This window comes from Rhizobium sp. FY34 (genome assembly GCF_005222845.1).
Classification (GTDB): Bacteria; Pseudomonadota; Alphaproteobacteria; order Rhizobiales; family Rhizobiaceae; genus Neorhizobium.
Genome location: NZ_STFZ01000006.1, coordinates 228,042 through 248,624, shown reverse-complemented (window position 1 = coordinate 248,624; position 20,583 = coordinate 228,042). Strand labels below are relative to the sequence as shown.

At 60.1% G+C, this 20,583-nt stretch carries 18 protein-coding genes; 2 read left to right on the top strand and 16 right to left on the bottom strand.

The window, feature by feature from the left end; all coding sequences use genetic code 11:
* Nucleotides 1-161 precede the first annotated feature (161 nt).
* The 3 genes from E8M77_RS04490 to E8M77_RS04480 all read right to left on the bottom strand — a co-directional run bounded on the left by E8M77_RS04490 (nt 162) and on the right by E8M77_RS04480 (nt 3,797).
* On the bottom strand, nt 162-551 hold the full coding sequence (locus tag E8M77_RS04490; RefSeq protein ID WP_137129416.1) for a DUF4345 family protein: 390 nt from the start codon (nt 549-551) through the stop codon (nt 162-164).
* A gap of 62 nt (nt 552-613) precedes the next feature.
* A complete protein-coding gene (locus E8M77_RS04485; protein WP_137129415.1) occupies nt 614-2,833 on the bottom strand; it encodes a primosomal protein N' in 2,220 nt (739 codons plus the stop codon).
* A 43-nt stretch (nt 2,834-2,876) separates the two neighbouring features.
* Nucleotides 2,877-3,797, bottom strand: a complete 921-nt coding sequence (locus E8M77_RS04480; protein ID WP_137129414.1) for a 1-acyl-sn-glycerol-3-phosphate acyltransferase — start codon at nt 3,795-3,797, stop codon at nt 2,877-2,879.
* A 406-nt stretch (nt 3,798-4,203) separates the two neighbouring features.
* Between E8M77_RS04480 and E8M77_RS04475 the strand changes: the two genes are divergently transcribed.
* Both E8M77_RS04475 and E8M77_RS04470 read left to right on the top strand, forming a co-directional pair.
* Nucleotides 4,204-5,139, top strand: coding sequence for a tyrosine recombinase XerC (locus E8M77_RS04475; RefSeq protein WP_137129413.1), 936 nt, complete (start codon nt 4,204-4,206; stop codon nt 5,137-5,139).
* 85 nt (nt 5,140-5,224) lie between these two features.
* Nucleotides 5,225-6,307, top strand: coding sequence for a TraB/GumN family protein (locus tag E8M77_RS04470; RefSeq protein WP_137129412.1), 1,083 nt, complete (start codon nt 5,225-5,227; stop codon nt 6,305-6,307).
* 9 nt (nt 6,308-6,316) lie between these two features.
* Here the strand turns inward: E8M77_RS04470 and E8M77_RS04465 are convergent, their stop codons facing one another.
* The 13 genes from E8M77_RS04465 to E8M77_RS04405 all read right to left on the bottom strand — a co-directional run bounded on the left by E8M77_RS04465 (nt 6,317) and on the right by E8M77_RS04405 (nt 20,413).
* Nucleotides 6,317-6,811, bottom strand: coding sequence for a cytochrome b/b6 domain-containing protein (locus E8M77_RS04465; RefSeq protein ID WP_137129411.1), 495 nt, complete (start codon nt 6,809-6,811; stop codon nt 6,317-6,319).
* A 170-nt stretch (nt 6,812-6,981) separates the two neighbouring features.
* Nucleotides 6,982-7,500 (bottom strand): DUF2867 domain-containing protein, encoded by a 519-nt coding sequence (locus E8M77_RS04460; RefSeq protein ID WP_137129502.1) that lies wholly within the window; start codon nt 7,498-7,500, stop codon nt 6,982-6,984.
* Nucleotides 7,501-7,635: 135 nt separating this feature from the next.
* Nucleotides 7,636-9,042 (bottom strand): dihydrolipoyl dehydrogenase, encoded by a 1,407-nt coding sequence (lpdA, locus tag E8M77_RS04455; RefSeq protein ID WP_137129410.1) that lies wholly within the window; start codon nt 9,040-9,042, stop codon nt 7,636-7,638.
* Nucleotides 9,043-9,068: 26 nt separating this feature from the next.
* Nucleotides 9,069-9,827, bottom strand: a complete 759-nt coding sequence (locus E8M77_RS04450) for an SDR family oxidoreductase (protein WP_137129409.1) — start codon at nt 9,825-9,827, stop codon at nt 9,069-9,071.
* Between the two features lie 11 nt (nt 9,828-9,838).
* Entirely contained in the window at nt 9,839-10,483 is a 645-nt protein-coding gene (locus E8M77_RS04445) for a LysE family translocator (RefSeq protein WP_137129408.1), read from the bottom strand.
* Nucleotides 10,480-10,893 (bottom strand): MAPEG family protein, encoded by a 414-nt coding sequence (locus E8M77_RS04440; protein ID WP_137129407.1) that lies wholly within the window; start codon nt 10,891-10,893, stop codon nt 10,480-10,482. Before E8M77_RS04440 ends, E8M77_RS04445 begins: the two co-directional genes overlap by 4 nt.
* Before the next feature lie 21 nt (nt 10,894-10,914).
* Nucleotides 10,915-12,141, bottom strand: a complete 1,227-nt coding sequence (gene odhB, locus E8M77_RS04435; protein ID WP_137129406.1) for a 2-oxoglutarate dehydrogenase complex dihydrolipoyllysine-residue succinyltransferase — start codon at nt 12,139-12,141, stop codon at nt 10,915-10,917.
* 54 nt (nt 12,142-12,195) lie between these two features.
* Nucleotides 12,196-15,192, bottom strand: coding sequence for a 2-oxoglutarate dehydrogenase E1 component (locus E8M77_RS04430; RefSeq protein WP_137129405.1), 2,997 nt, complete (start codon nt 15,190-15,192; stop codon nt 12,196-12,198).
* 188 nt (nt 15,193-15,380) lie between these two features.
* Nucleotides 15,381-16,283, bottom strand: coding sequence for a succinate--CoA ligase subunit alpha (sucD, locus tag E8M77_RS04425; protein ID WP_137129404.1), 903 nt, complete (start codon nt 16,281-16,283; stop codon nt 15,381-15,383).
* An 18-nt stretch (nt 16,284-16,301) separates the two neighbouring features.
* On the bottom strand, nt 16,302-17,495 hold the full coding sequence (gene sucC / locus E8M77_RS04420; RefSeq protein WP_137129403.1) for an ADP-forming succinate--CoA ligase subunit beta: 1,194 nt from the start codon (nt 17,493-17,495) through the stop codon (nt 16,302-16,304).
* 33 nt (nt 17,496-17,528) lie between these two features.
* Nucleotides 17,529-18,491 (bottom strand): malate dehydrogenase, encoded by a 963-nt coding sequence (mdh, locus tag E8M77_RS04415; protein WP_137129402.1) that lies wholly within the window; start codon nt 18,489-18,491, stop codon nt 17,529-17,531.
* A gap of 176 nt (nt 18,492-18,667) precedes the next feature.
* Complete coding sequence (gene zapE, locus E8M77_RS04410) at nt 18,668-19,834, bottom strand: cell division protein ZapE (protein WP_137129401.1); 1,167 nt, start codon at nt 19,832-19,834, stop codon at nt 18,668-18,670.
* A 39-nt stretch (nt 19,835-19,873) separates the two neighbouring features.
* The gene (locus E8M77_RS04405; protein ID WP_137129400.1) at nt 19,874-20,413 is read right to left on the bottom strand and encodes a protease inhibitor Inh/omp19 family protein; all 540 of its coding nucleotides are present in this window, start codon (nt 20,411-20,413) and stop codon (nt 19,874-19,876) included.
* Nucleotides 20,414-20,583 lie beyond the last annotated feature (170 nt).

Genomic DNA, 20,583 nt, shown 5'->3' with positions numbered 1-20,583 from the left:
GCAAGCCTCAACCTTTTTCCGAAATTCGCGGTTCGTCTAGCATAGGACGTGGGGACTCGCAACACGCGCAGCACCCGAAACAGCCTCAGAAGCAAGGGCTTGCGACGATTCTGCGCCGATCTGTGCACAAATCGTGTTGACCGCCTGCACTGGCCGCACCCTCAGACTGCGAAGTAGCCGAGCACGTAAGCGAGCGGCAGGCCGCCGACAACAACCTGAAGCAGAGCCAGGACAATATTGCGCGGCGTGACAGCCCGGTCCAAAAGCGCCGAGAGCAGACGGCCAATCGCCGCCATGGCCATTGCGGCGCCAAGCGCCAGATAGGTCCAGTCCTGCGCCAGAAGCAGGGCTGCAAGAGCAAGGCCTAGATAGAGCCCGCCGCTGGCGCGTGTTGCGGCATAGCCATCCGGCGTCACCTCACCGACCATAAAGCCGCCAAGCTTGAGGGCCGTCTGCGGCAGGAGAAAAAGGAAAAGGCCGATAAGGGCCGCTGCTGCGGCACCAAAGAAAGCCAGCTGTTCGGGAAGTTCGCTTGGGAAATAGAGTTCCATGCCGGATCCTGGATCGAAATGTCTTTGGGGGTTGGCCGGACTTAGCAGGAGAGCGCTGATTCTCATAGAAAGCTTTGCGGATCGACATCCAGTTGCACATGCACCGTGCCGCGCACCTTCGGCCCATTGGCCAGCATCTGACGCAGATAGGCCTGCATGTCGCTGTTGCGCCTCCCATGCACCAGCAGCCGGAAGCGATGGCGGCCACGCACCAACGCAAGCGGCGCTTCGGCCGGCCCCAGCACGGCAATGCCGGAGACCTGTGGAGCGGCAGCGCGCAGCCCGCGCGCATGCGCTTCGGCATCGACCCGCGAATCAGCAGAGACGATGATGGAGGCGAGACGACCGAACGGCGGCAGCAGGGCCTTTTCCCGTTCGCCAATCTCGCGCTCGTAGAAGGCCGAGGCATCGCCGGATACGATCGCCTGCATGACCGGATGCTGCGGCTGATAGGTTTGCAAAAGTCCGTGGCTTTTCAAGCCGGTCCGCCCGGCACGACCGGTGACCTGGCTCAAGAGCTGGAAGGTGCGCTCTGCCGCGCGCGGATCGCCATTGGCCAGACCCAGATCGGCATCGATAATGCCGACCAGCGTCATCAACGGAAAATTATGCCCCTTGGCGACCAGCTGCGTGCCGATGACGATATCCGCCTCGCCCTTGGCGATCGCTTCCAGTTCCAACCGCAGACGCTTGACGCCGCCCAGAAGATCCGAGGACATGACGATGGTGCGGGCATCGGGAAAATGTTTTTCCACCTCTTCGGCAATCCGCTCGACACCGGGGCCACAGGCCACCAGATGGTCAAACGTGCCGCATTCCGGGCAGGCTTCCGGCGTCCTTTCCGAATAGCCGCATTGATGGCACTGGATCTGTTCCTTGAAACGATGTTCCACCAGCCAGCTGGAACATTGCGGGCATTGGAACCGGTGGCCACAGACGCGGCAGAGCGTGAGCGGCGCATAGCCGCGCCGATTGAGGAAGAGCAGGGCCTGCTGGCCCTTTTCGAGGGTTCTCTTCACCGCCCGCAGAAGCACGGGCGACAGAAAGCCGCCGCGTTCTGGCGCATGACGGCGCATGTCGACCAGATGCAGATCCGGCATGGCCGCATCGCCAAAGCGCGTCGGAAGATGGACCATGTGATAGCGTCCGGTCTGGCCGTTCACCTGACTTTCGACGGAGGGCGTGGCCGAGACCAGCACGACCGGAAAATCACCGATCCGGGCGCGCACCACGGCCATGTCGCGGGCATTGTAGAAGACACGGTCCTCCTGCTTATAGGCCGGATCATGCTCCTCATCGACAACGATAAGGCCCAGTTCCTCAAACGGCAGGAAGAGCGCCGAGCGCGCGCCGGCCACCACACGCACCTCGCCCGTCACCACCCCGCGCCAGACCTTTTCGCGCATGCGCGGCGCCAGATCCGAATGCCATTCGGCAGGCTTTGCGCCAAAACGATCCTGGAAACGCTCCAGAAAGCTGGCGGTCAGGGCGATTTCCGGCAGAAGGATCAGCACCTGCTTGCCCTTGCGTAGCGCCTCGGCGATGGCCTCGAAATAGACCTCCGTCTTGCCCGATCCCGTCACGCCATCAATCAGCGAGGCGGAAAAGCCGCCAGCCTGCATGCTTTCGACAATTTCCGAAGCTGCCTGTTTCTGCGGACCTTCGATGCGCGGTTCGACATAATCCGGATCGGGCAGCGCCACGACCGGCGGCGGCGGCAGGAAAACCGTCTCGAACAGGCCCTGCTTGACGAGGCCATCGATGACGCTGGGCGACACGCCGGCGGCATGCGACAGGCCGCTGCGCGTCCAGGGCAGGTCTTCCGTAACAAGATCGAGGATGCGGGCACGGGCCGGTGTCAAGCGTTCCGGCTGGCCGCCGCGAAAGCGCAGGGCCTCCACCATCGGTTCCGGATCAAGCGCTGCCGGCGCACGCACCGCCATGCGGGCAACCAGACCCGGCGGCGACAGCGTATAGGAGGAGACCCAATCGATGAAGCGGCGCATGTCCACTGTCAGCGGCGGACAATCGAATGCAAGCGTGATGGGGCGCAGCTTCTTCGGGTCAAGGCGCAGATCCTCTCCGCCATCCCAGACAACGCCGATCACCTGGCGCGGACCAAGCGGCACCTGTACGACAGAGCCCGACTGCACTGCCATGCCCTCCGGCACGGCATAGCTATAGGCTTCCGGCACCGGCAAGGGCACCAGAACCGGCACGGATCGGTTCAGCTTGGGCGCATCAAACAGCGCGCCGAAGAGATCGGACGAATCTTTTCCCATGGCGCGGGACCATGCCTCGACGCGGAACAAAAGGGAACCGAAATCAGGCGGGCACACTCTCTCCCAAGCGAACAAACCGCGCATCCGGTTGAGATGCCAGGTCAAGCACCGTGTGTTTCTCCAGCGCCCTCGTCACCTCGACCGGATCCCCCTCCAGTTCATCCGGCTGGATCATCTGGCCAATGGTGAAATCGAAGAGATCACCCTTCTTGTTCAACAGCTCGTAGAAAACCGTCATGTCGCGCAGTTCGGTCGACCATTTGGCAAACCAGTAGAACAGGCCGGAATTGCGCGCCTTCATGTGCATGGGCAGGATCGGCAGATTGTATTTGCGGGCAAGGCTGACGACGGACGTCTTCCACGGGCGCTCATTCAGCCGGCCATTATCCCAGTAGGCGATGCGGCCAGAGGGAAACAGCACGGTGACCTTGCCCTTTTCCACTGCATGATGGGTGAGCTTCAGCGTTTCGCGGGCCTTCAGCTTCGTCTTGTGCTGCTCGCGCCATTCCACCGGAATGATCATTTCCGAAAAGCGCGGATTGACGCGCACGGCATCGCGATTGGCAAAGAACACCATGTCCGGCCGGTGGGCCTTCAAGAGGTCAAACACCGCCACGCCATCGGCAATGCCTGTCGGGTGGTTGCTGACGAGGATGAAGCCGCCGGAGCTTGGAATGCGCTCGGCATTGTGCACGCGGATATCCAGATGCAGGATATCACTCAGATGCTCGAAGGACTGGAAGCCGGACAGGCTTTCGATTGCGTTGGCAAATTCGATCGCCTTGCCATAGCGCAGCAGCGCATAGAGAAATGGCCGCATGACCGGCCAGAGCGGATGGTGGATGATCCGTGTGCCGCGTTCGGCAATCAGCGTATCGACGATATGGCCGGGGCGGCCCTGGGATACAAGCGAGATCGCTTCTGCGAACTGGCCAAAGGTGGAGATGGGTTCACGGCGTTGCATAGGGTCTCCCGCCAACTGATCCATATTCTATTACAGCGCTGTATGATCCAGTACCAAATCTCGATGATACGAACCTATTGCGCCGGAGCGATTTTGATTTCCGGCTAGGAGAAAACCGCAGTCGGACCTTTCGGTCCGGCGAGGATTTTCGACAACGTCCGCGAGGCAAAAGCACCCGGTCCTTCGCATGGGCCGGATTTCGTTCACCGGCTATGTCGCAATCCTCGACCGATGCCAAAAGCATCGCTCTCCGGTATGCTCCTTGCCGGATGAACGTCTCCGGTCCCACGCAATGGGTTCCTATCATCGACACTTGGTATAACTATGACAACGCCTTGGCTTAGCGAATTGGTAACCCCACGCGCAGCAATGTGGAGCGCTGAAACAGAACGTCAACGGATATGCCGTGAACGAAATCCTCATCCTTGCAACGCCAGAGCTTCTGGACAAGCGCCGGCAGTGGCTGGAAAACCTTGGAAACGAACGGCGTCTGGCTGCCAATACGCTGGAAGCCTATGAGCGCGATACGCGCCAGTTCCTGGCTTTTCTCACCCGCCATCTCGGCGGGCCGGCCACGCTTTCCGATATCCACACGCTGCGCACGGCGGATCTGCGCTCGTTTCTGGCGCAGCGGCGTCGCGAAGGCTCCGGCGCCCGCTCGCTCGGCCGGCATCTGGCCGGCCTTCGCTCCTTCCTGCGCTATCTGGAGCGCAATGGCCTTGCCAATGCTGCAGCCGCCGGCGCCATCCGCGCCCCCAAACAACCCAAATCACTGCCCAAGCCGCTTTCGGATCGACAGGCGCTGGAACTGGTGACGACGCAGGCACAATTGCATGAGGAACCGTGGATTGCCGCGCGCGACGCAGCCCTCCTGACCGTGCTTTACGGCTGCGGTCTGCGTATTTCCGAAGCGCTGGACCTGACGCCCGCCGATGTGGCGCAAGGCGCAACCACGCTGCGTGTCACCGGCAAGGGTGGCAAGACGCGGCTGGTGCCGCTTCTGCCTATCGTTCCCCAGGCTATTGCGGCCTATCAGAAGCTCTGTCCCTATCATCTGGCCGCTGATGAGCCACTGTTTCGCGGTGCGCGCGGCGGCAAGCTCAATCCTGGCGTGATCCAGCGTGAAATGCAGAAGCTGCGCGGTGCGCTGGGCCTGCCAGACAGCGCCACGCCGCATGCGCTTCGCCATTCCTTTGCCACGCATCTTCTGGCCGGCGGCGGCGACCTGCGCTCAATCCAGGAACTGCTCGGCCATGCCAGTCTGTCGACCACGCAGGTCTATACCGGCGTCGATCAGGCACGGCTGCTCGACGTCTATGACCGTGCCCATCCGCGCGCCTGAACCAATCACGATTTTGCCGCGCCGCTATGCCATTAACCATAGGCGTTAAGCCTCCGTGGAGGCAAAGAACGGTAGGAAATCGGCCATGAACACGCACCCGGCCTTCGACATCTTTCGCTCCCCGCGCCGCCCGAGCGATATCGCTCTCTGGCTGATCGCCGCGCTGCATGCGGCAGCCTTCCTCTCCTTCCTACTGGTCATGGGCTTTGCCCAGCCGGCGCGGGCGCAAGGTCAGGATATGGCCTGCCGTGGCACGAACGTGCTGACGCAGTTGAAGGCGCAGAATCCAGCCGCCTATGCCAGGGTGGAAGCCGAGGCGGCCAAGGTGGAAAACGGCAAGGGCCTGTTCTGGAAGATCGACAAGCCCGGCCTTGCCCCCTCCTATCTGCTCGGCACCATGCATGTGACCGATCCGCGCGTATTGGCCATGCCCAATGGCGCCGTTGAGGCAAAAAGCAGTGCCAAGGTGATCGTGGTGGAATCCGACGAGATCCTCAACGAACAGCAGGCCATGGCCAAGATGCTGGCAAAGCCGGCGCTCACCATGATGACGGATGGCAAGACGATCCAGTCCTATCTGTCTGCCGGGGACCTTGCCAAGCTCGAGGCTGGCCTGAAGACGCGCGGCATTCCGCTTGCTGCCGTCTCGCGCATGCAGCCCTGGATGCTGTCGAGCTTCATTGCCCTGCCTGCCTGCGAACTCACCCGCAAGGCGCAGGGCGCCTCCTTCCTCGACAAGCAGATTGCCGAGGATGCGGTGCGCGCGGACAAGCCGGTAAAGGGGCTGGAAACCATGGAGGAACAGCTCTCGGCAATGGCCTCTATTCCAACCGATTTCCACATCAAATCGCTGATGGAAATGATCACGCTCGGTGACCGAATGGACGACGTCATGTTCACCATGACCGAACTCTATCTCTCCGGCGATGTCGGCATGACCATGCCCATGCTGAAGGCGGTTTCCCCGGACGGTGCCGATGGCGAAGGCTATGCAGAATTCGAAGAACGCATCGTCACCAAGCGAAACCACAGGATGGCGGAACGGGCTGCCCCCATTTTGAAGGATGGCGGCGCCTTCGTCGCCGTCGGTGCCCTGCATCTGGTCGGGCCCGACGGTCTGGTCAGTCTTTTGCGCCAGCAGGGTTTTGCCGTCACGCGGGTGGAGTGATACCCCTCTTCAGACACCCTTTGTCATGCGCGCCAGAACATTGGTCTTCCAGTAGAACTGATGCACCAGCGCGCCTGCGACATGGCCGGCAAGAAGCACCCAGAGCAGGATCTTCAACACATCCGCATGGACAAATCCAGCTGTCTCATTGCCGAAGTAATAGGCGCCGATCCCGGCAAGCGGCATGGCAAACAACAGCACATAGAGAAGACCATGGGTGATGTGGGCAACAAGGCGCAGCGGCAGCGGCTCGACGTCGGATGCCACGGGCACACCCTGCACAAAGCGCAGACAGAGGCGCACGACAGCCAGCACCAGAATGGCAATCCCGACATAGGCATGAATATTGGCGGAAGCCACATCATCCGGGGTCACCGTTTCGCCGCGCGCCACGAGCCTGTTCCAATGTTCCATACCATCGGCAAAAAGCAGGTTGAATAAAATCAGAAAAGCCATGCCCCAGTGCAAGGCCCTTTGTGGAATGGAATAAGAAAGCGGAGACATATCGTCACCTTTACAAAAGGTTACTGCTGTCTCCAAACTAGAGGACACCGCCTGTGTTACAAGCGGGGCCTTCCTTCATGTCGAAAATTTCGTCAAAAACTTGATGAATGACATGAGAATCGGCTTGAAGACCGCGGTGACAACAGATTCCGACAGGGGCGCACTCGTCGTCAGTGCACCACCGCCAAGCGCCGCGCAACATTGCCAAGTGCGGCCTTGACGATCAGGCGGTGGAACGGCGTGACGACGGCAATATAGATACGCCCGAACAGGTTCTTGCGATGGACCAGGGTTGTGACTGCAACCAAAGCCGCTGCTGGTCCCTGGTCAATGACATCGACAACCAATCGAAAGTCCAGATGAGAATCGTCAAACCCGAGCACGACCTGCCTGTCCGACGCGCTGACGATGGGAAAGAAGCCGATCAGGTTTTTCCGCGTCGCGGCAATATCGCGGGATGACTGCACCCCGAAAGGCTTCACAAGCGCGTTGCGCAGCCTGAGCAAAAGTCGAGCCCAGAGCGGAAACCAGCCAAGCGCCATATGAGCAGCATCGATTGCCAGGGGTCGCGGTTCTGCTGGAACAGTGAGCGCGTAACAATCTGCCCAGTCGGCCTGAAGAAGAGCAGGATGCGGCAATGGCACCTGTCTGGAAAAAGGCTTGGACGATGGGTGTGCCACAGCTTTCATGTGCGGATGATAGGCTCCGTTCCGCCATCCGGCCAGCACAAGAGTGCAATTGGTTATGCGACATGCGGTCACACAGCAAAAAGCCGTCGCCTGATCAACAGACGACGGCTTTGAAGACGCGAAGGATCGGGTCGATCACATGTGGATCGGCTTGAAGAAGGTGGCGAGTGCGGCCTCCTTCACGGCTTCCGACATGGTGGGATGCGCATGGCATGTGCGGCCGAGATCTTCCGACGAACCGCCGAATTCCATCAGAACGGCTGCTTCGTGGATCAGTTCGCCGGCGCCAAGGCCGATGATGTGAACGCCGAGCACCCGGTCTGTGTCCTTGTCGGCCAGAACCTTCACGAAACCATCGGTCGCCTGCATGGCGCGCGCGCGACCGTTTGCCGTGAAGGGGAACTTGCCGACTTTGTAGGAAACGCCAGCAGCCTTCAGCTCTTCCTCGGTCTTGCCAACAGAGGCGACTTCCGGCTGGGTATAGACGACGCCCGGAATGACATCGTAATTCACATGGCCATGCTGGCCGGCCAGAATTTCGGCAAGCGCCACGCCCTCATCTTCAGCCTTATGGGCGAGCATCGGACCCTTCACCACATCGCCGATGGCATAGATGCCGGCAACATTCGTGGCATAGTGACCATTGATCTCGACGCGACCGCGATTGTCGAGCACGACGCCCGCTTCTTCCAGGCCAAGGCCAGCGGTGAAGGGCTTGCGGCCGGTGGCAACCAGAACCACATCGGCATCGATTGTCTGGGCGTCACCGCCCTTGACGGGCTCGAACGTCACCTTGGCGCCGCTTTCCGTCTTTTCAACGCCGGTCACCTTGGCGCCGAGATTGAATTCGATGCCCTGCTTGGCAAGAATGCGCTGGAACTGCTTGGAAACCTCGCCATCCATGCCGCCAAGAATGCTGTCGAGATATTCGACGACGGTGACCTTTGCGCCGAGACGCGACCAGACCGAACCGAGTTCCAGGCCGATGACGCCGCCGCCGACGACGACCATGTGGCCCGGAACCTTGTCCAGCGCGATGCCGCCGGTGGAGGAGACAATGACCTTCTCGTCGATCTCGACGGCCACGCCCGGAATGCCGGCAACATCGGAGCCGGTGGCGATGACGATATTCTTCGTTTCCAGTTCCTGCACGGTGCCGTCGTCAGCGGTGACGGACACTTTGCCGGCCGAAACGATCTTGCCGGTGCCAATGAAGCTTTCGATCTTGTTCTTCTTGAACAGGAAGGCAACGCCATCGACGTTCGCCTTCACCGTCGCATCCTTGTGGCCCATCATCTTGTCGAGATTGAGCGTGGTGCCGGACACTTCGACGCCGAGATCGGCCATGCCGTGGCTGGCATGGGCAAACACTTCAGACGCATGCAGAAGGGCCTTGGAGGGAATGCAGCCGATGTTGAGGCAGGTGCCGCCGAAGGTTGCGCGCTTTTCAACGACGGCAACCTTCATGCCGAGCTGTGCCGCCTTGATAGCGCAGACATAGCCGCCGGGGCCGGTGCCGATTACGATGAGATCATAAGCCATGGAGTCCAGTCCTTCGTTCGGGCGTTCTATCTGCCGCCGCTGACATTCATGATGGCGCCGATCACATAGGATGCCTGCGGCGACAGGAGGTACAACACCGCCTCTGCCACTTCATCCGCCGTACCGGCGCGTTGCATGGGCACTAGGGGTGCCAGATCCCGTGCGCGATCCGGCAGGCCGCCGGAGGCATGGATATCGGTATCGATAATGCCGGGCCGCACGGCGTTGACGCGGATACCTTCCGCAGCCACTTCGCGCGCGAGCCCGATGGTAAAGGTATCAACAGCGCCCTTGGCCGCCGCATAATCCACATATTGTCCGGCACTGCCGAGAACGGCGGCCATGGACGAGATATTGACGATGGTGCCGCCCTTGCCGCCATGCCGCGTCGACATGCGCTTCACCGCTTCCGAAGCGCAGCGGATCTTGCCGATGACGTTGATGGCAAACATGCGCTCCAGCCGTTCGCGCGACATTTCATCGACACGGGCCGTCTGATCCACCACGCCGGCATTGTTGACAAGGCCATCGAGACGGCCGAACTCACGGTCTATCATCGCGAAAATCGCGGCTATCCCCTCCTCGGTTCCGGTATCGCCCTGCACAATGTGTGCTACGCCGCCCGCCTCCGTGATCGTATTTGCGACTGCCTCTGCCGCCTGCCTATTGGACAGGTAGTTGATAACGACTGCCCAGCCGGCAGCTGCAGCCTTCACGGCAACAGATGCACCGATGCCGCGACTGGCACCGGTGACAAGCAGGACTGGTTGTTGATCCGTCGGCATGTCGTCCTTCCCTACGAGGCTTTCTGCACAGCAAGCTTCAGGCCAAGCGCAATGAAGACCAGGCCGCTGGCCCGGTCGATCCACTGGCTGGCGCGCGAAAAGGCAGCCCGCATGCGTGGCGTGGTGAGAAAAATGCTCACACCGACGAACCAGGCAATCAGGCAGCTTGCCATGACCAGGCCATAGCCGAACTTCATCAGCATGGGCGTGTGGGCACTGACGGCAGTGGAGAAGATCGACAGGAAGAAAAACACCGGCTTGGGGTTCAGCGCATTGGCAGCAAAGCCGAGACCATAGGCACGCAGACCCGATTGGTGACGTGCATCTGCCGCGTCGCCATCCGCCGTCACCGACAGGTCGGCCCGGCCAGCGCGCAGTGCCTTCACGCCGATATAGAGGAGGTAGGCTACGCCGCACCATTTGACGATGTTGAACAGCGTGATCGACTGGGAAATGATCAGCCCGAGGCCAAGGATCGTATAGGTGACGTGAAACATCAGCGCAGTGCCGATGCCGAAGCTGGTGATGATTGCCTGTCGGCGTCCATGCACCAGAGACTGGCGCATGACCATGGCAAGATCCGCACCAGGCGAGACGATAGCGAAGGCGAAGATCGCCATCAGGGACGCAAGTTCGAGGAGATACTGATGGGTCATGCGAACAATCCAATGATCATCAGCACGAGGCCAGCCAGCGAACCGAGCCAGACGAGCGAGCGGATATAGGCAATGCCGAGAAGATAAAGCGGAATATAGCCGATGCGGCAGACAAACCACAGCCAGCCGCCGACCAGACCCCAGCCGCTCGCATCGCCATAGAAGGCCAGCGCAAGAATAAGGCCGACAAAGGCCGGATAGGTTTCGCGGTAGTTCTGCGAGGCGCGTTCGGCGCGTCCCGCAAGCGGTGACGCAGGTTTACGCCCCTCGTCGCGCGGCCCGGCATTCCATTTGGAGCCAAGTTCGCGCGTGGCGAGAAACCCCTGCAGCATGACATGGAGGACGAGAAGCACGATGCTGAGCACCAGAAGCGCCATATAGGGCGTCGCATGCTGAGCGATCTGATCCATCTCGTCCTCCTTCCTTCGTTATTAGAGATCGAGAACCAGGCGTTCGGGATCTTCCAGGCTTTCCTTGACGCGCACCAGGAAGGTGACCGCTTCCTTGCCGTCCACGATGCGGTGGTCATAGGAGAGCGCGAGATACATCATCGGACGGATGACGATCTGGCCGCCGACAACCATCGGACGGTCCTGGATCTTGTGCATGCCCAAAATGCCCGACTGCGGCGCATTGAGGATCGGCGAAGACATCAGCGAACCATAGACGCCGCCATTGGTGATGGTGAAGGTGCCGCCCTGCATGTCGGCCATGCCGAGCGAACCATCGCGGGCAGCCTTGGCGAGACGGCCAAGTTCCTTCTCGACGCCGGCAATCGACAGCTGATCGGCATCACGAATGACTGGAACGACGAGGCCCTTGTCGGTGCCGACGGCCATGCCGACGTGGCAGTAGTTCTTGTAGATGATGTCCGTGCCGTCGATTTCCGCGTTGACGGCCGGCAGTTCCTTCAGCGCGTGGGTCACGGCCTTGGTGAAGAAGCCCATGAAGCCAAGCTTCACGCCATGCTTCTTTTCGAACACGTCCTTGTAGCGGTTGCGCAGATCCATCACCGCAGACATGTCCACCTCGTTATAGGTGGTCAGCATGGCGGCTGTGTTCTGGGCATCCTTCAGGCGCTTGGCAATGGTCTGGCGCAGGCGCGTCATCTTCACACGCTCTTCGCGAACCGCATCCTGCGTGGCAGACGGTGCGCGCGGAGCAGCTGCAACCGGGGACGGAGCCGGCGCTGCCGGGCCCTTGGCGATGGCAGCGATTACGTCGCCCTTCAGAACCTGGCCACGCTTGCCGGACCCATCGACGTCAGACGTCGCGATATTGTTGTCGGCGGCAAGCTTGGCTGCAGCCGGTGCAGCCGGCATGGCTGTGCCGGAAGCGGCTGGCGCTGCAACGGCAGCCGGTGCCGGGGCAGCAACAGGGGCAGCGGCGGCCGGAGCGGACGCGGCCACAGAACCGGTAGCGCCTTCGGCGATCTGGCCGAGCAGCGCATTGAGGCCGACCGTTTCGCCGGCGGCAATGATGATTTCCGTCAGAATACCCGAAGCCGGAGCCGGGACTTCGACGGTAACCTTGTCGGTTTCCAGTTCAACGATCGGCTCATCGGCTTTGACCGTGTCGCCTACCTTCTTGAACCAGGTGCCGACGGTTGCCTCGCTGACGGATTCGCCGAGGGTTGGGACGCGAATTTCGGTGGCCATGATCTGTTTCCGTTTTTAACCGATGTCGTTGAACTTCAGACGGGGCGGCTGAACTCAGCCGCCGAGCGCGTCTTCGAGGAAGGCTTCGAGCTGCGCCAGATGCTTCGACATCAGGCCCGTTGCCGGAGAAGCGGCCGCCGGGCGGCCCGTATAGCGTACACGCTGGTACTTGGCATCAATATGCGCCAGCACCCATTCCAGATACGGATCGATGAAGGACCAGCCGCCCATGTTCTTGGGCTCTTCCTGGCACCACACCATTTCCGCATGGCGGAAGCGCGACAGCTCGTTGATCAGCGCCTTGGCCGGGAACGGGTAGAGCTGTTCCAGGCGCAGGAGATAGATATCATCGATGCCGCGCTTCTCGCGCTCTTCCAGGAGGTCATAATAGACCTTGCCGGAGCACATCACGACGCGACGGATCTTGGCATCCTTCTGGAGCTTGATCGGGCCGTCCTTGATGACCTCGGCATCATCCCAGAGCAGGCGGTGGAACGAGCTTTCGCCCGCCATTTCCGCCAGTGTCGAGGTGGCGCGCTTATGGCGCAGCAAAGACTTCGGCGTCATCATGATGAGCGGCTTGCGGAAGTCGCGCTTCATCTGGCGGCGCAGAATGTGGAAATAATTGGCTGGCGTCGTAACGTTTGCAACCTGCATATTGTCTTCGGCACACATCTGGAGCCAGCGCTCAAGACGGGCGGAGGAGTGTTCCGGACCCTGGCCTTCATAGCCATGCGGCAGAAGGCAGACGAGACCAGACATGCGCAGCCACTTGCGTTCGCCAGACGAGATGAACTGGTCGAAGACAACCTGCGCACCGTTGGCGAAATCGCCGAACTGGGCTTCCCACAGCGTCAGCGCATTCGGACGGGCCAGCGAATAGCCGTATTCGAAACCAAGCACTGCTTCTTCCGACAGCATCGAATTGATGACTTCGTAGCGGGCCTGGGTCGGCGAAAGGTTAGCCAGCGGAACATAGCGCTCCTCGGTATCCTGATCATAGAGAACCGAGTGACGTTGGCTGAACGTGCCGCGTTCGCAATCCTGACCGGAGAGACGCACCTTGTGACCATCAACGGCAAGCGAACCGAAGGCAAAGGCTTCCGCCATGGCCCAGTCGATGCCTTCGCCGGTTTCCACCATCTGCGCACGGTTGTCCATGAAACGCTTGATGGTGCGGTGGGCATTGAAGCCTTCTGGAATGGTCGACAGCTTGCGACCGATTTCCTTGAGGCTCTTCATCGGCACGGCCGTCTTGCCACGGCGCTGCTCGTCGGCATTGTCGGCCGAGCGCAGGCCCGACCACTGACCGTCCAGCCAGTCGGCCTTGTTCGGCTTGTAGCTCTGGCCGGCTTCGAATTCCTGTTCCAGATGGGCGCGCCAATCGGCCTTCATCTTCTGGTATTCGCCGTCGGAAATCAGGCCTTCGGCAATCAGGCGTGCGGCATAGATCTCGGTAACCGTCTGGTGGGCACGGATGACCTTGTACATCTTCGGCTGCGTGAACGCAGGCTCATCGCCTTCGTTATGGCCAAAGCGGCGGTAGCAGAACATGTCCACGACGACCGGCTTGTGGAATTTCATGCGGAATTCGGTGGCGATCTTGGCCGCATAGACAACCGCTTCCGGATCATCGCCATTGACGTGGAAGATCGGCGCTTCGATCATCTTGGCAACGTCGGACGGATAGGGCGACGAGCGCGAATAGGCCGGATTGGTGGTGAAGCCGATCTGGTTGTTGATGATGAAATGCAGCGTGCCGGCAACGCGGTGACCGCGCAGGCCAGACAGGCCGAGAATTTCAGCGGTAACGCCCTGGCCGGCAAAGGCGGCATCGCCATGCAGCAGCAGAGGCAGAACCTTGGCGCGTTCCTTCAGCGGAATGACATCGCCATCCCAGGATTTCGCCAGCATGTCCTGCTTGGCGCGCGCCTTGCCCATGACGACGGGGTTGACGATTTCCAGGTGGGACGGGTTTGCCGTCAGCGACAGGTGAACCTTGTTGCCATCGAATTCGCGATCGGAGGAGGCACCGAGATGGTACTTCACGTCGCCGGAACCTTCGACTTCATCAGGCTTGAACGAACCGCCCTTGAACTCGTGGAACACCGCGCGATGCGGCTTGTGCATGACATTGGTCAGAACGTTCAGGCGGCCGCGGTGGGCCATGCCGAGCACAACTTCTTCCAGACCATCCTGGCCGCCGCGCTTGATGATCTGCTCCAGCGCCGGGATGAGCGATTCACCGCCATCGAGACCGAAACGCTTGGTGCCTTTGTACTTCACATCGATGAACTGCTCGAAACCTTCGGCCTCGATCAACTTCTGCAGAATGGCCTTCTTGCCGTTTTGCGTAAACTCGACACCCTTGCCGGGGCCTTCGATACGCTCCTGGATCCAGGCCTTTTCTTCCGGGTTGGAAATGTGCATGAACTCGACGCCGAGCGTCGAGCAATAGGTACGCTGAAGGATGTCCAGCATTTCGCGAATGGTCGCGTATTCCAGACCCAGCACGTTGTCGATGAAGATCTTGCGATCGTAATCTGCCTCGGTAAAGCCATAGGCCGTCGGCGACAGTTCGTTATAATCCTCGACCGGGACGGCAAGGCCCAGCGGATCAAGCTTGGCATGCAGGTGGCCGCGCATGCGATAGGCACGGATCATCATGATGGCGCGCACGCTGTCGCGCGTGGCCTGCAACACGGCAGAAGGATCAAGAGCCTTGCCAGTGGTGGCGGCGGAAGCTTCTGCCTTGGCCTGAACCTTCTTCTCGATCACCTTTTCAACAACCGGCCAGTTGCCGTCCAGCGCCGAAACCAGATCGCCATGCGCGGCAATCGGCCAGTTCTTGCGCTGCCATGAGGCGCCCTGGGCGGCCTTCTTCACGTCTTCCGGATTGTCGGCCAGCGCCTTGAAAAAGGACTGCCATTCGGGACCGACAGAATTCGGATCCTCCTCGTAGCGCGCATACAACTGCTCGATATAGGCGGCATTCGCGCCATCGAGGAACGAGGTGATGAGAAACTGCTCGTTGGCTTCTTGCCGTGCCATGATCTCTACGCAGGCTTTGACGCCCGCCTCCTGACGTAATTGGGGGCCGGATCTTTAAGCGCCGACCGTCGCTTTCAGTCTGTTTATCCGCACCGAACCGGAAGATGCCAGTTTGAGCTGCGGTAAAAGCAGGCGAACCATCCTCTGATTCGCCTGCCCAAAGCTTATCAGCTTACGCTGATGTGGCGTCAGCCCTTGAGAACTTCAACCAGCGTCTTGCCGAGACGTGCCGGCGACGGCGAAACCTTGATGCCAGCGGCTTCCATCGCTTCGATCTTGGATTCGGCATCGCCCTTGCCGCCGGAAACGACTGCGCCGGCATGGCCCATAGTGCGGCCCTTGGGAGCGGTCCGGCCGGCGATGAAGCCTGCCATCGGCTTCTTGCGGCCCTTCTTGGCTTCGTCGATGAGGAACTGTGCAGCTTCCTCTTCGGCAGCGCCGCCGATTTCGCCGATCATGATGATAGACTGCGTGGCGTCGTCGGCGAGGAACATTTCGAGCACGTCGATGAACTCGGTGCCCTTGACCGGGTCGCCGCCGATGCCGACAGCCGTCGTCTGGCCGAGGCCTTCGTTCGAAGTCTGGAACACGGCTTCATAGGTGAGCGTTCCCGAGCGCGAGACGATACCAACCGAACCCTTGCGGAAGATCGAGCCCGGCATGATGCCGATCTTGCATTCTTCCGGCGTCAGGATGCCGGGGCAATTGGGGCCGAGAAGGCGCGACTTCGACTTTTCGAGCTTGGCCTTCACCCGCACCATGTCCATGACCGGAATGCCTTCGGTGATGCAGGTGATGAACGGGATTTCGGCTTCGATTGCCTCGATGATGGCATCGGCAGCGCCTGCCGGCGGAACATAGATCACGGTCGCATCTGCGCCGGTCTTTTCCTTGGCATCGGCAACCGTTGCGAAGATAGGCAGGCTTTCGCCCTTGGAGCCGGTCCAGGTTTCGCCACCCTTCTTCGGGTGGATACCGCCGACCATCTGCGTGCCGTAGTAAGCCAGCGCCTGTTCGGTGTGGAAGGTACCGGTCTTGCCGGTCAAGCCCTGTACCAGGACCTTCGTGTCTTTATTAACGAGAATAGACATTGTTTCCGGTCCTTCAGATTAGGCGTTGATCGCCGCGACGATCTTCTTGGCAGCGTCGTCCAAGTCGTCGGCAGCGGTGATCGCCAGACCCGATTCGTTGAGGATCTTCTTGCCAAGCTCGACATTGGTGCCTTCGAGACGCACGACCAGCGGAACCTTGAGGCCAACTTCCTGAACGGCGGCAACGACGCCTTCAGCAATGACATCGCACTTCATGATGCCGCCGAAGATGTTGACGAGGATGCCCTCGACCTTCGGATCAGCCGTGATGATCTTGAAAGCTGCAGCCACCTTCTCCTTGCCGGCGCCACCACCAACATCGCAGAAGTTTGCCGGCTCTTTGCCGTACAGCTTGATGATGTCCATGGTTGCCATGGCAAGGCCTGCACCATTCACCATGCAACCGATATTGCCATCGAGCGCCACGTAAGCGAGGTCCCACTTAGAGGCTTCGATTTCCTTGGCGTCTTCTTCGGTCTCGTCGCGCAACGCCTTGACGTCGTCATGGCGGAACATGGCATTGCCGTCGAAGGAAACCTTCGCATCGAGAACGCGCAGATTGTCACTCTTCATGACGATCAGCGGGTTGATCTCGAGGAGGGCCATATCCTTCTCGGTGAAGGCCTTGTAGAGGATCGGGAACAGCGACTTTGCGTCTTCAGCGGCTGCACCCGAAAGCTCGAGAGCCTTGGAAATGGCAGCAACGTCTGCTGCCGTCACACCGGTTTCCGGATCGATCGCGATCGTGTGGATCTTTTCCGGCGTATCATGGGCAACCGCTTCGATGTCCATGCCGCCTTCCGTCGAAACGACGAAGGCAACGCGGCCAACCGAACGATCGACCAGCAGCGAGCAATAAAGTTCGCGGGCAATGTCGGCGCCATCTTCGATATACAGGCGGTTGACCTGCTTGCCGGCTTCGCCGGTCTGCGCGGTCACCAGCGTGTTGCCGAACATTTCCTTGGCGTGGCTCTTGGCTTCATCGATCGAGAAAGCCAGGCGAACACCGCCCTTTGCTTCGGGCGGAAGTTCCTTGAACTTGCCCTTGCCGCGGCCGCCAGCATGGATCTGGCTCTTGACCACATAAAGAGGGCCGGGCAGCTGCTTTGCAGCAGCTTCGGCTTCTTCAGCAGAAAAGATCGCCACGCCTTCAGCGACCGGCGCGCCGTAGCTCTTCAGAAGAGCCTTGGCCTGATATTCATGAATGTTCATCGTCTAGTCCTTGGATCTTAGGCCGGAAGGCGATTACTTGAGGGAAGGCGCGATGGCCACGCAGGCTTCGCAGAGGCCGGCAACGGCGCCGACGGATTTCTGGAAGGCGGCCTGTTCCTCGCTGTTGAGATCGATTTCGATAACGCGCTCGATGCCGCCAGCACCGATGACAGTCGGAACGCCGACATACATGTCGTTAACGCCGTACTGGCCCGACAGATAGGCCGCGCAAGGCAGAACGCGCTTCTTGTCCTTGAGGTAGGATTCAGCCATCTCGATGGCCGATGCAGCCGGCGCGTAATAGGCAGAACCTGTCTTCAGCAGGCCGACGATTTCAGCACCACCATCACGGGTGCGCTGGATGATCTGCTCGAGACGCTCCTCGGTGATCCAGCCCATCTTGACGAGGTCAGTCAGCGGAATGCCGCCGATCGTGGAGTAGCGCGCCAAAGGCACCATCGTATCGCCGTGGCCACCCAGCACGAATGCCGTGACGTCCTGAACGGAGACATTGAATTCTTCCGACAGGAACAGGCGGAAACGGCCGCTATCCAGGACGCCGGCCATGCCGACGACCATGTTCTTCGGCAGGCCGGAGAACTTCTGCAGCGCCCAGACCATGGCGTCGAGCGGGTTGGTGATGCAGATCACGAAGGCGTTCGGGGCATATTTTGCAATGCCGGCGCCAACCTGTTCCATGACCTTCAGATTGATGCCGAGCAGGTCGTCACGGCTCATGCCGGGCTTGCGGGCAACACCGGCTGTGACGATGCAGACGTCTGCACCTTCGATCGCGGCGTAATCGCTGGCGCCCGACAGCTTGGCATTGAAGCCTTCAACCGGACCCGACTGGGCGATATCCAGACCCTTGCCCTGCGGAATGCCGTCGGCAATGTCGAACAGGACGATGTCGCCCAGTTCCTTCAGACTGGCCAAATGCGCCAGCGTGCCACCGATCATGCCGGAACCAATAAGTGCAATCTTCTTGCGAGCCATCGAAAAGCTTCCTCTCCATTCGAATGCACGGCCGGCATGAAAGCTGTCGACCGATGTCGGCAATCCGCATAGCTTTTATGCCAAAAAATGGCAACCGATTCTTTTGGGTGAAGCATTTTCAATCGTTTAGACGATAAAATTCTTACGTAAACGTAAGAAATTTTGTCACCAAAACATTAACCTGCATCACGTTTCTCGTGGTGCAGCGCAAGATAATCCGGGCTTCGCATCTCGAAGAGACGCGAAATTGTCCGGTCGAATTCAAAACCCTCGATACCATGCCTTTCTGTCAATAGTGCGTCAGGCTGGGCCGCAGCAGTGACGAAAATGCGGACCGATTTGTCGTAGAATGCATCGACAAGATTAATGAAACGCTTGGTTTGATTGCGTTTTTCAGGTCCCAGCATGGGCACGCCCTCAACGAAGACCACATCGTAACGGGCGGCAATCTCCAGATAATCTGCCGCGCCAAGCGGTTTCTCACAGAGATCTGCAAAGGAAAAACGCGCCGTACGACCGGCCACACAGGGCACATGGATGCTACGGCCCTTGCGCAGGATCTCGTCCGGCGCTCCCTTTACGCCATTCGTCACCTGCCGCCAGGCGGCCTGCATGGCAATCTCGGCCTGTCCGCCGAGCGGCGAAAGATAGACCGGCAGGCTTGCATGCTTTTCCATGCGGTAATCGATCGGCGAATCGAGCGAGGTGATATCGACATACTGCTTCAGCAGGACGAGGAAGGGCAGGAACAGGCTCCGATTGAGGCCATCTCGATAGAGATCATCCGGCGCCACGTTCGAGGTCGCGACAAGCACGCAACCGAGCGAAAACAATTCGGTAAACAACCGCCCCAGGATCATCGCATCGGCAATGTCCGTCACCGAGAACTCGTCAAAACACAGAAGCTCGGCCTCGGCAAACAATTGCGCGGCAACCGGCGGCACAGGATCGGCCTGCTTCGTTTCCCCCGCCTTCAGCTTCTGGCGATGCGCATGGATGCGACCATGAACATCCGCCATGAACTCATGAAAATGGCAGCGGCGTTTGCGCTTCACCGTTGCCTTGGCAAAAAACATGTCCATCAGCATGGTCTTGCCGCGCCCGACGGAACCATAAACGTAAAGACCGTGAATGCCCTGGTCAGAGCGCCTGCTCTTCTTGGCAAACAGCCAGCCGAGAGCGCTGGCCTTCCTAGCCGGCACGCGCTCGCGCAATTGCGCCAGCACATGATCGAGCTTTCCGGCAACCGCCATCTGGGCACCGTCCATCTGTAGCGTGCCGGCAGAGGTAAGCGAGTTCAGCTCATCGCTGACGCTGTTATTGTAGTCTGGGAGTTGTGCCATTGAAAGGCCCTGTGGCGCGGCAGCACGAAGGCTCCCGGTCTATCGGCTGAGGCTCAGCGGCTGCCCGGAATTGGTCGTTCCGTCAAAGCGGGTATCAGCGCTCTTGTAGACCCGACCAATGACATCGCCATTGCGGTTCTTGAACAGCACCGTTTTGCCGGACACTTCCCAGGACCCCATCATGGTGAGATCGCCGGCACAGCCGCGCGTTCCGCCACGTGCACCGCTGCCGAGATTGGTAAGCGTCAGGAACATGTCACAGCTTGCACCGCCGCTGCTGACCCGCCAGTTTCCAACCATGGATTCCTTTGTGACGTCGAGCGCTGTGGCCGGTGCTGCGCCGCCGGCACCACCGGGCGGCAGCGAGGCCACAGCCGTATTGGACGCCGGTGCAGCTGGAAACTGCGAAGGATCATCAATGCCCGGCGGCGGCAGTTGCCCTGCCTGAACGGAGGGAACAGGCTGAGCCTGCAGGGGCGCCGGCGACGGGAGATCGCTATAAGGATTGGACGAGGTCCGCTGGCAGCCGGCCAGCGATACTGCGACCAAAACACCGGTCACCACATATCTCAACTGCATTATAAAGCTCCCAATATCGCCTTCGCCCGCACCACGCGCACGCCTACCTTCGAATTATCGTCAAAGGTTGTGTCAAATCAAGCCATGGAAAGACGCTAATGCTTCAATTCAGACTCGACCTCACGCAGATGGGACGCAACCGCGTGAGGTCAAGAGGCCAGATGAGAAAG

Coding starts and splice junctions, on each gene's coding strand:
- E8M77_RS04490 (WP_137129416.1), bottom strand. CDS start 551: ATGGAACTCTATTTCCCAAGCGAACTTCCCGAACAGCTGGCTTTCTTT.
- E8M77_RS04485 (WP_137129415.1), bottom strand. CDS start 2,833: ATGGGAAAAGATTCGTCCGATCTCTTCGGCGCGCTGTTTGATGCGCCC.
- E8M77_RS04480 (WP_137129414.1), bottom strand. CDS start 3,797: ATGCAACGCCGTGAACCCATCTCCACCTTTGGCCAGTTCGCAGAAGCG.
- E8M77_RS04470 (WP_137129412.1), top strand. CDS start 5,225: ATGAACACGCACCCGGCCTTCGACATCTTTCGCTCCCCGCGCCGCCCG.
- E8M77_RS04465 (WP_137129411.1), bottom strand. CDS start 6,811: ATGTCTCCGCTTTCTTATTCCATTCCACAAAGGGCCTTGCACTGGGGC.
- E8M77_RS04460 (WP_137129502.1), bottom strand. CDS start 7,500: ATGAAAGCTGTGGCACACCCATCGTCCAAGCCTTTTTCCAGACAGGTG.
- lpdA (WP_137129410.1), bottom strand. CDS start 9,042: ATGGCTTATGATCTCATCGTAATCGGCACCGGCCCCGGCGGCTATGTC.
- E8M77_RS04450 (WP_137129409.1), bottom strand. CDS start 9,827: ATGCCGACGGATCAACAACCAGTCCTGCTTGTCACCGGTGCCAGTCGC.
- E8M77_RS04445 (WP_137129408.1), bottom strand. CDS start 10,483: ATGACCCATCAGTATCTCCTCGAACTTGCGTCCCTGATGGCGATCTTC.
- E8M77_RS04440 (WP_137129407.1), bottom strand. CDS start 10,893: ATGGATCAGATCGCTCAGCATGCGACGCCCTATATGGCGCTTCTGGTG.
- odhB (WP_137129406.1), bottom strand. CDS start 12,141: ATGGCCACCGAAATTCGCGTCCCAACCCTCGGCGAATCCGTCAGCGAG.
- E8M77_RS04430 (WP_137129405.1), bottom strand. CDS start 15,192: ATGGCACGGCAAGAAGCCAACGAGCAGTTTCTCATCACCTCGTTCCTC.
- sucD (WP_137129404.1), bottom strand. CDS start 16,283: ATGTCTATTCTCGTTAATAAAGACACGAAGGTCCTGGTACAGGGCTTG.
- sucC (WP_137129403.1), bottom strand. CDS start 17,495: ATGAACATTCATGAATATCAGGCCAAGGCTCTTCTGAAGAGCTACGGC.
- mdh (WP_137129402.1), bottom strand. CDS start 18,491: ATGGCTCGCAAGAAGATTGCACTTATTGGTTCCGGCATGATCGGTGGC.
- zapE (WP_137129401.1), bottom strand. CDS start 19,834: ATGGCACAACTCCCAGACTACAATAACAGCGTCAGCGATGAGCTGAAC.
- E8M77_RS04405 (WP_137129400.1), bottom strand. CDS start 20,413: ATGCAGTTGAGATATGTGGTGACCGGTGTTTTGGTCGCAGTATCGCTG.